Origin of the sequence: Clostridium sp., assembly GCF_032552055.1 — a bacterium.
GTDB lineage: Bacteria > Bacillota > Clostridia > Clostridiales > Clostridiaceae > Clostridium.
Genome location: NZ_JAWGSV010000106.1, coordinates 1 through 10,543 on the forward strand (window position 1 = coordinate 1; position 10,543 = coordinate 10,543).

9 protein-coding genes and 1 riboswitch are annotated in these 10,543 nt (G+C 29.0%); of the genes, 7 read left to right on the plus strand and 2 right to left on the minus strand.

The genetic code is table 11. The features are described from left to right. Positions 1 to 115 precede the first annotated feature (115 nt). Positions 116 to 295, plus strand: a riboswitch (Lysine riboswitch). A 132-nt stretch (positions 296 to 427) separates the two neighbouring features. From E6248_RS08765 to E6248_RS08780, 4 genes are all read left to right on the plus strand, one after another. Beyond that, on the plus strand, positions 428 to 1,858 hold the full coding sequence (locus tag E6248_RS08765; protein WP_316340436.1) for a Na+/H+ antiporter NhaC family protein: 1,431 nt from the start codon (positions 428 to 430) through the stop codon (positions 1,856 to 1,858). A gap of 201 nt (positions 1,859 to 2,059) precedes the next feature. Next, positions 2,060 to 2,917: an AraC family transcriptional regulator gene (locus E6248_RS08770; RefSeq protein WP_316340437.1), complete on the plus strand. Its 858-nt coding sequence runs from the start codon at positions 2,060 to 2,062 to the stop codon at positions 2,915 to 2,917. A gap of 337 nt (positions 2,918 to 3,254) precedes the next feature. Next, positions 3,255 to 3,746 carry a methylated-DNA--[protein]-cysteine S-methyltransferase gene (locus tag E6248_RS08775; protein ID WP_316340438.1) on the plus strand — a complete coding sequence of 164 codons (492 nt, stop codon included), beginning with the start codon at positions 3,255 to 3,257 and terminating at the stop codon, positions 3,744 to 3,746. A 108-nt stretch (positions 3,747 to 3,854) separates the two neighbouring features. Beyond that, on the plus strand, positions 3,855 to 4,667 hold the full coding sequence (locus E6248_RS08780) for an alpha/beta hydrolase (RefSeq protein WP_316340439.1): 813 nt from the start codon (positions 3,855 to 3,857) through the stop codon (positions 4,665 to 4,667). Between the two features lie 47 nt (positions 4,668 to 4,714). On the opposite strand, the gene E6248_RS08785 is transcribed toward E6248_RS08780, so the two are convergent. Next, the gene (locus tag E6248_RS08785) at positions 4,715 to 5,527 is read right to left on the minus strand and encodes a MerR family transcriptional regulator (protein ID WP_316340440.1); all 813 of its coding nucleotides are present in this window, start codon (positions 5,525 to 5,527) and stop codon (positions 4,715 to 4,717) included. 110 nt (positions 5,528 to 5,637) lie between these two features. Here E6248_RS08785 and E6248_RS08790 point away from each other — a divergent pair, with 110 nt between their 5' ends. From E6248_RS08790 to E6248_RS08800, 3 genes are all read left to right on the plus strand, one after another. Next, positions 5,638 to 7,365 carry an ABC transporter ATP-binding protein gene (locus E6248_RS08790; protein ID WP_316340441.1) on the plus strand — a complete coding sequence of 576 codons (1,728 nt, stop codon included), beginning with the start codon at positions 5,638 to 5,640 and terminating at the stop codon, positions 7,363 to 7,365. Positions 7,366 to 7,370: 5 nt separating this feature from the next. Next, on the plus strand, positions 7,371 to 9,206 hold the full coding sequence (locus E6248_RS08795) for an ABC transporter ATP-binding protein (RefSeq protein ID WP_316340442.1): 1,836 nt from the start codon (positions 7,371 to 7,373) through the stop codon (positions 9,204 to 9,206). 364 nt (positions 9,207 to 9,570) lie between these two features. After that, positions 9,571 to 10,011, plus strand: coding sequence for an N-acetyltransferase (locus E6248_RS08800; protein WP_316340443.1), 441 nt, complete (start codon positions 9,571 to 9,573; stop codon positions 10,009 to 10,011). Positions 10,012 to 10,091: 80 nt separating this feature from the next. Here E6248_RS08800 and E6248_RS08805 read toward each other — a convergent pair. Beyond that, on the minus strand, positions 10,092 to 10,543 hold a 452-nt coding region (locus tag E6248_RS08805), incomplete at its 5' end, for an SIS domain-containing protein (protein ID WP_316340444.1).

A 10,543-nucleotide genomic window follows, 5' to 3' on the forward strand; every position in this document is an offset into this window, starting at 1 on the left:
GTATTAGATAAATTGCTTTTATAGGTATATAAAAGTAATTACTTGTCGATTATTGAAATAATAGATTTACAAGTATAAAATATTATTGTATAATAAATTTCGTTGAAAATAGAATAAATAAGATAGAGGATGCAGTATTTAAAAGTAAGTTTGTGGAGTTTAAGCAAACAGAGAAGCAAGCCAAAAGGAAAAACTGCCGAAACATATGGTTGAAAGCTTTAAGACTATATAGTTGGGGTTATGTAGAATATACATAACACTGTCATAAATTTATTTATGGTGAGCTATCATGATGGGTATATTTTATTATTTAAAAATTGATTATATACATTTCTCAATTTATAAATAATACAGTGGAAAATATAGTCTTGAGTGATTTGCTTCACTCAAGGCTTTTTTATGTATTACAAAATGAGGAGTGATAGTAATGAATTTAGCAAGTTTAAAGAAAGGCTTAGCTAAAAAGAAATCAGGGGAAGGGTTCAAAGTACCACATACCCTAGTTATAATAAGTATAATACTAGTAATTGTTGCAATAGCTACATATATAGTGCCTGGAGGCTCATATGAAAAAATAGTAAATGAAGCTGGTAAGACAGTAGTTGTAGATGGATCATTTAAGTATGTAGATAGTAATCCACAAGGAATATTTGCTTTATTACAAGCACCTATTCAAGGAATTATAGCTGGTGCTGAAATAATAGCATTTTTATTTGTAGTAGGTGGATCATTTAATATAATTACAAGAACAAAAGCAATAGATTTTGGAATCGTTCGTATAGTTAATGCTTTCAAGGGAAAAGAAATACTAATAATACCAATATTATTTACTATATTCTCTTTAGGTGGAGCAGTGTTTGGGATGACTGAAGAAGCAATACCATTTATTACAATGATGGTGCCACTAGTATTAGTATTAGGATATGATAGTATTGTTGCGGTAGCCATTACATATTTAGCATGCAATACTGGATTTGCATCAGCAATGCTTAATCCATTTAACGTTGGAATAGCTCAATCAATAGCTGAATTACCAATGTACTCAGGAATAGGGTATAGAACTATAGTATGGTTAGTATCAACAATAGCATCTATAATATTTATTATGTTTTATGCTAATAAAATAAAGAAAAATCCTAAGTTAAGTCCTGTTTATGAAAGTGATGAGAAAAAGCGTCAAAGTTTATCTAGTGTTGATAATATAGATGATAAAATTTCATTAACTCATAAGATAATATTGTTTTTACTTCTAGCATGTATAGGTATAATAATATGGGGAGTATTAGCAAAAGGATTTTGGATAACTGAAATAGGATCAGTATTTTTAGCAATAGGAGTCTTATCAGGAATAATAGGAAGACTATCTGCTGATGAAATGGCAGATGCATTTATACAAGGTGCAAAAGATATGATAGGTGCAGCAATAATGTTAGGATTTGCAAGAGCTATATTAATCATAGCAGAAAATTCTAATATAATAGATACTATCTTATTCCGATTAGCAAACATTATAGGTACTATTCCTGGAATATTGGCATCATACATAATGCTACCAGTACAAATGATTATTAATTTCTTTATAAGCTCAGGGTCGGGACAAGCGGCATTAACTATGCCAATACTTGCACCGCTTGGAGATTTAGTAGGTATATCTCGTCAGTTAACAGTATTAATATTCCAATTAGGAGATGGATTCTCAAATGCAATGTTCCCAACATCAGGAATATTAATTGCTTGTATAGGACTTGGAGGAATTCCTTATTCTAAATGGTTAAAATGGATATTACCACTACAAGCTATACTATTTACACTTGGAATAGTATTTATAACAATAGCTCAAGTAATTGGATGGAGCTAATAAGTTATTAGATTTTATAAAAATATAAGAGAAATAAACTATAAGCCAATGATATTAAAGTTATCATTGGCTTATATTATTTATAAGAAAAGAATAGCTTTTGGTATAATAGATATAGGACAAAAGAAAGCTTAAAAAGTCGGGATATGAACCTTTTATGATGATAAGATTAGATTAACGAATTGCAAGGGAGGTAAAAATATGGAATGGATTGAAAGTATTAGAGAAGCTATTTCCTATATTGAAGATAATATTACAAAGGATATATCCATAAAGGAAATTGCAGATAAGGTAAATATTTCTCCTTTTTATTTTCAAAAAGGATTTGGAATGTTATGTGGATATTCCCTAAGTGAGTATATTAAGGGAAGAAGACTTGCACTTGCCGGCAGTGAGGTTTTATCTACTGATGAAAAGATTATAGATATTGCAATAAAGTATGGATACGATTCTCCAGATAGTTTTACCAAAGCTTTTACAAGATTTCATGGAGTTACACCATCAGCAGTTCGAAAAGAGGGTGCAATGATAAAGTCCTTTGTTGCCCTTAAAATAAAATTTTCGTTGGAAGGTGGATATATTATGGACTATAAAATAATTGAGAAGGACGAATTTAAAGTTATAGGAGCATCTAAGAAATTTAAATATGATTCAGCATTTGTAGATGTACCATCATTTTGGAATGATCATATTTCACAAGGAAAGCTAAATGATATATGTGGAATGTATGGTATTAACATTGATGAAGAAATGGGCGGTAATGAGTTTGAGTATCTTATTGCAGAGGATTATTCAAAAGAGAAAGAAGATATGGAAGGATATATAGTTAAAACAATTCCTAAGTTTACTTGGGCTGTTTTCCCTTGTTATGGACCAGGTCCAGAATCAATTCAAGAAACTAATAAGAAAATATTTTCAGAGTGGTTACCAAACTGTAGAGATTATGAAATTGCTGCAGGTTACAATATAGAAATGTATAATGATCCAAGTAAGTATGAAAATGGAGTTTTAGATAAGAATTATTATAGTGAAGTTTGGATTCCAGTAAAGAAAAAATAGTGTTTAACTCAAGGAGCAACGATGTGTTGCTCCTTTTTTATCAATTTAGTTATTAAGTATTCTATTAATTGCTAATTAAAAATCAACATTTTATTATAACTGCCATGAATTTTAAATTTTAGACCATAAGAGCAAGAATTAGGATGAAATAAAACTAATTACTTGCTAAAATATCAATATCAATTGTTTTTAGAAAATATAAATAAATACATTTTATATCAGAACTAGAGCTAGTATAAGCCAAGAAAGGATAATAAATAAAGATGCCTACTAATACAAATCTTTCATTTGATGAAATGTGGGAAAGAATTATAATTTTACTTATGGAGGATATTATATGACTAAAAGATTTAAATTAGATTATGAATCTCCAATTGGAGTTATTGAAATAATAGGTACAAAGGATGCTATAATTTCAATATTATTTTCTGAAGAAAGCACAAAGAAGAATTTGATTCAGTTAGATACTCCTAAAGTTTTAATAAAATGTTATGAAGAACTTGATGAATATTTTAAAGGTACCCGTTATGACTTTACAATCCCATATGAATTTCAGGGAACAGATTTTCAAAAAGCTGTTTGGAATGATCTAAAGAACATTTCGTATGCTGAGACAGTTTCATATAAAGATATAGCTATTTCTATTGGAAATGAAAAAGCAGTTAGAGCAGTAGGAAGTGCAAATGGTAAAAATAAATTAAGTATAATTATTCCTTGCCATAGAGTAATTGGTTCTAATAGCAAATTAACAGGTTATGCTGGAGGACTATGGAGGAAAGAGTGGCTTCTTAATCATGAGAAGTCTTTTAAGAATAAAGAAACAAAATAATAGAGAGTTGAAAATTGAAATTATTTTATGAAAATGGAGAATAATTCACATATTTATTTGTATGAGAATAATCTATTAATGAAGAATTTTTGTTAATGGAGGTATCTGGTGGGATACTATGTTAGAGTGGAAACTAATGTAACAATTTTTGTAGAAGATCTTAATCCACATGCAGATAAAACAATTTTATTTATACATGGGTGGCCTGGTAGCCATGATTTATTTGAATATCAATTTGATCAGCTTCCTAAAAAGGGTTATAGATGCATTGGAATAGATATAAGAGGCTTTGGTGACTCAAGTAAGCCTTTTGAAGGATATGATTATGATCGTTTAGCAGATGATGTGAAAGCTGTAGTGGATGCATTAAAATTAAAGGATTTTACCCTTGCAGGACATTCAACTGGAGGTGCAATAGCAGTTAGATATATGAGCCTCCATAAAGGTCATGGAGTATCTAAATTAGCTCTTTTTGCAGCTGCAGCACCTAGCCTTATAAAACGTGATAACTTTCCATATGGAGTAGACAAGGAAGTAGTAACTAACATTATTCAAGGAACATATACAGATCGTCCTAAAATGCTAAGAGATTTTGGCGATATATTTTTCTTTCAGCATACAACACAAGCCTTTTCAGATTGGTTCTTTCAATTAGGCTTAAAGGCAGCAGGATGGGCAACTGCAGCAATAGCAAATACATGGATTAATGAAGTATTATTTTCTGATTTAGAAAAAATAGATGTTCCAACTTTAATCATCCACGGTATCCATGATAAAGTTGTTCCATTTGAACTAGGACAAATTCAAAATCAAAAAATTAAAAATTCAAAACTTCTACCTTTTAAATATAGTGGACATGCATCATTTTATGATCAAAAAGATAAATTCAATGATGAATTAATGAAATTTATAGAAGAGTAGAAAATTAAAGATATAAAAATAGTAGCTTTCTAATTAATAGTAAGCTACTATTTCTTTTCTACCATTATTTCTATTTTCACACAATATTGTTTTTCATCTTTTGTGGAAAGCTCATTTAAAGGATATTCTTCATATGCATCACTACAAATTTTTAAATTATTTTCTTTTATATATTCATATAATTTAATATAAAGATCATCTGATTCTCCATAAGCACATCTACCGTAGAAAACTACATACTTACCTTCAGGTTTATAAGTATTATGCCCATTTAATATTTTAAAATAGTATTGCTTGGCATATAATGGATTTTCAGTTTCGATATCATCTTTACTAATAATAGCACCTAAGGGATAACCTATTTCAATTCCATTTTCATAGGCATAATTATAAAATGATATAACGAAATCTTCTATAGTATCATCAGAAGGTGTTGTAGGAATTAATGGACCTAAGAAAATAGGTTCTTTCTTTTTATATTCAATACTTATAGTATTTTCTTCATATTTAATAGCTTCTTCAGCCATATCAACATAAAGTTGCATAACCTCTAATATACGTTTAAGCTTTTTTATTTCGGTTAATATATGTTCTTTTTGAGAACTAAATAAAGAAAACATCTCTTCAGGAGTACGAATATCAATATACCTTTTAATTTCATTAATTCCAATTCCGATTTCCCTTAAAGAAATAATTAAATATGCTGTAGATAATTGATTTTGTGAATAATAGCGATAACCATTTTTACCACGAAATTCTGGAGAGAGAAGTCCAATTTGGTCATAATACCTTAAGTTTTCACGTTTTATTCCAGTTAAAAATGAAAATTCTTTGATTGTCATTTGAGATTTATTTTTCATAAAATCCTCCAAAATTTTAAATAAAGTGTTGACATTAAAGTTACTTTAAGCTTTATAATACCACTTGAAATAATTATTTGCAAAAATTTTTTACATAATGGAGGTAGACTATGAAGTATTTAAAATTGTTTCTAAGAGAAAGAAAAGGCAAAGTTTTAATGACATTAATTATGCTTTTAGGACAATCAATTGGAACATTGCTGATTCCATTTTTAATAGCAGGTATTGTAGATAATGGAATTTTAAAAGGTGATATAAATGAAATTACAAGAATAGGAATTCAAATGCTGATAGTTCTTTTAGTAACAACAGTTGCAGCAGTACTAGGTAGTTATTTTTCTGCTGATATTGCTGCAGCTTTAGGATTTTATATGAGAGATAAGATATTTAGAAAGAGTCAGGAGTTATCTATTCATGAATTTGATAATATTGGAGTATCATCAATGATTACACGTACCACCTCTGATATCTCTAATATGCAACAGACTTTTGGTTTAGCACTGCAGTTAATAGTCCCAGCACCACTTGTTATTGGATCATCTATTATTATGACTGCTTATACTAATGAAACTCTAGCCTTAATACTAATTGCATCTATAATAATATTTATTATTTTTGCATGGTTAATACTTAAGAAGTCAACAATTATTTCTAAAAGGGTTCAGAGTAAATTAGATCACATTAATCAGGTGATAAGAGAAGCTATAACTGGAATACGTGTTATTCGTGCTTTTGGAAATGAGAAATACGAAGAAGGAAGAGCAAGAAGTGCTTTTGAAGGTTATGCAACAGATATGGTAAAGCTAAACAAGTTATTTGCCGTATTAAATCCTATAGTATGGCTTATAATGGGATTATCTATGGCTATTATAGTATGGCTTGGTGGAGTACTTTCTATGAATGCATCAATGGAAATAGGAGAAATAACAGCGGTTACTGAATACTCAATTATTACACTTAGTTATTTAATTCTCGCTACAACAACAAGTGTTACTCTTCCTAAAATGAAATCATGTCTTGATCGTATAGAGGAAGTTCTAGAAATTAATCCAGAGATTAAGGATTTAACGCTAGAAAAGAAAGAGGTACAAGCTAATAATACAGTTGTTGAATTTGATAATGTATCTTTTATATATCATGGTGCAGAGGAAGAAGTTATAAAGGATTTATCATTTTCATGCAAAGTAGGTGAGACAACAGCAATTATAGGGAGTACAGGTTCCGGTAAGAGTACTATTGCTAATCTTATATTAAGGCTACATGATATTAATAGAGGTGAAATTCGTATAAATGGAGCTGATATAAGAAGCTTTTCTCAAAAAGAACTTAGAAATAAGGTAGGGTATGTTCCTCAGAAAGCTTTGCTATTTAGTGGAACAATTGAAGACAACTTAAGAATGGGATATGAAGATGCAACAAGTGAAGAAATGAAAAGAGCACTAATTATTGCTCAAGCAAAAGATTTTGTAGATAAATTACCAAATGGAATAAAATCAGAAGTTTCTCAAGGAGGCTCTAATTTCTCAGGTGGACAGAAGCAACGTCTTTCCATTGCTAGAGCACTTGTAAGGAAGGTTCCAGTTTATATTTTTGATGATAGTTTTTCAGCTTTAGATGTAAAAACAGATTCAGCATTACGTAAATCTCTTAAGGAAAATATGAAAGATGCTGCAAAGATAATAATTGCTCAGAGAGTAAGTACTATAATGGATGCAGATCAAATCCTTGTGCTAGATGAGGGAAAACTAGTTGGTGTTGGAAAACATGAGGAACTAATGAAAAATTGTTCAGTATATCAAGCAATTGCTAAAAGTCAGATGAATATTAAGGAGGCTTGATTTTAATGGAAAAAGATAAAGAAATAGATATAATGGAATTTCATGAGGATATTCCTAGAAATACAAAAAAGACTATTAAAAGGTTAATGATAAGATTATCAGATCAAAAGAAAAAGTTAGTAATAGTAGGCTTATCCACTTTACTTGGAAGTGCATCCTATGCAGTTATGCCATTACTAGTTGGTAGTGCTATAGATAATTTAGTAACTGCAATTCGTAGTTTTAATGGATCTTTAAGTGTTATTAAGGTAGTAACAGATGCACTTTTTATACCAGTTTTAATGTTAATAGGAGTTTCTATTATTAGTAGTTTAGTATCTTACATTCAGCAATATATAATAGCTAGCATTGGTGAAAACTTGACTCTATCACTACGTACAGAAATAAGTGAGAAAATTAATAGACTACCACTTAAATACTTTGACTCACATAAAACAGGTGATGTAATGAGTAGGGTAACAACTGATCTTGAAAAAGTATCACAAGTAATGCAAGTTGGCTTTATGCAGTTTATATCTTCTTGCTTTACAATTGTACTTACAATTATTGCGATGCTTATATTAAATCCAAAGTTATCATTATTAATTTTTATATTTATTGGAATTAGTGCTGTAGCAACTAACTATGTATCAAGTTTAAGTCAACGTTACTATGGTGATAATTTTGCTGCTATGGGAGAATTAAGTGGAAAAATTGAAGAAGTATATTCAGGTAACAGAATTATTAAGGTCTTTAATCAACAAGAGAAAACAATTGAGGAAGTTTCAGAGCTTAATAAAAAGCAGTTTGAAGCAAATAGAAGAGCACAGTTTGTTGACTTTGCGATATATCCAACTATAAGGCTTTTAAATCAATTAGGATTTATAGCTACTGCTATTGTAGGTGGGATGATGGCAATTGGTGGACAAATTTCTCTAGGTGCTATTCAAGCATTTTTACAATATGTAAATCAAGTTTCTGAACCTATTACTCAAGCTTCTTATGTTATAATGGCTCTGCAATCTGCAATTGCTGGTGCAGAAAGAGTTTTTGAATTATTAGATGAAGAGGAAGAAATTGCAGATAGTAAATTTAATGAGATTTCTTTTAAAGAAAACCCTATAACTGAAGGTAGAGTTAATTTTGAAAATGTAAAATTTGGTTATACTAAAGAGAAAACTTTAATAAAAGACTTGAATCTTGAAGTTAAACCAAATGAAATGGTAGCAATTGTTGGACCAACAGGTGGAGGAAAAACAACTTTAATTAATTTAATTATGCGCTTCTATGAATTAAATGGAGGTTCCATATCAATTGATGGTATTAATATAACTGAAATACCAAGAAATATATTACGTAGGCAAATAGGTATGGTACTTCAAGATACATGGTTATTTGAAGGTACAATAGCTGAAAATATTGCCTATGGTAAGATGGATGCTACTCGCGAAGAAATTATAGATGCTGCAAAAGCTGCCTGCTGTGATCATTTTATTCGTACACTTGAGCATGGTTATGATACTGTAATATCAAGTGAAACAGCAAATGTATCACAAGGTCAAATGCAGTTATTAACTATAGCTCGTGCTATGCTAACTAATCCAAGTATTATGATATTAGATGAAGCTACATCAAGTGTAGATACTAGAACAGAAGTAGAAATTCAAAAAGCTTTATCAAGGCTTATGAAGGACAAGACTAGCTTCGTCATAGCTCACAGACTTTCAACTATTCAAAATGCAGATATGATACTAGTTGTAAAAGATGGAGATATAGTAGAGAGAGGAAATCATGAAAGTCTTTTAGAACAAAATGGTTTCTATGCATCACTTTATTATAGCCAGTTTGAAGTTGCTAATTAAATAAAAATTATATACGGATTAAGGGAATTAGTCCTAAAGTATAAAAGGTGCTGTATCAGATTGATTTTATAGATCAACGCTAGTACAGCTTCTTTTTTAGTTAATATGCTTAGAATCTATAATATTGAGTAACTCTTATTTGTTTTTATTCTTATTATTAACAGGAAGAAGAGAAATTATATTATTTACTCATTAAACTCAATAGAAATAGATTATTTGCCATGCAATATTTATGAATATATAAATTGAAAAATAGGATATAAATTATTCTATAAAATATTAAGCTCAAATGTATTGAAAAATATGTTAACACTAATTACACTTAAGAGTAGATAAAATAAAAAACGTAAGATGGGGAGTTTTTATGTATACGATTAGAAAAATAAAAAGTGAAGAAATAGAAAAAGTAATGGAGTTATGGAAGACAAGTACAATTAAAGCACATAGCTTTATTGAAAAGGAATATTGGGAAAATAATTATGAGGTTGTAAAAAATATTTATATACCTATGTCAGAAACTTTTGTATATGATGATGGAGAAGAAATAAGAGGATTTATAAGCATTATAAACAAAGAATTTATAGGGGCTTTATTTATAGATGTTGACTACAAAGGATTAGGAATCGGAAGTAAATTAATTGACTATGTAGATAATAAATATAACAAACTAGAATTAGCAGTATACAAAGAGAATGAAAGTGCTGTTAAGTTTTATAAGAAGAAAGGCTTTAAAATAATTGAAGAACAAAAGAATGAAGACTCAGGATTATATGAATACATAATGGAAAAATTAAGATTAAATTAAGGACTTATATATCTAAATAAATATCTTGACAAGGTAATAATCGAATTTAGTGATTAAAAAGCTATTGATTAAATTATTAATCAATAGCTTTTTTTATTTCCTATTATTTGTAAGGATTTAATTTTATTTAAATTATTAAGGTAATCTAAATTAAAGTAATTAATAAAAATCATATCGAGACAATACATTAAAGAGTATTTAGAACTAAAAGGTAGATGTTGTTTCATCACCGAATCTATTTCTAATGGAACTCCTTCTACTATATAATCAGAATACTTTGCTATTTTACCTGACTTAGTATTTGTTATTAAAATTATTTTCAAACAAGAATTTTTCTTTATATATTTAGCAAGATCATAAAGCTCAGTTGAACTTCCTGAATTAGATACTAAAATTATTATTCCTTCAGTAATTTCAGTCATTGATTTAATGATGTTTTCAGGATGTCTTTCAAAATATACATCATCTTTAATTTTTTTTAATTTATAAAAAAAATCATATGCAATATTTGCAGAGTTGGATCGTGCAAATA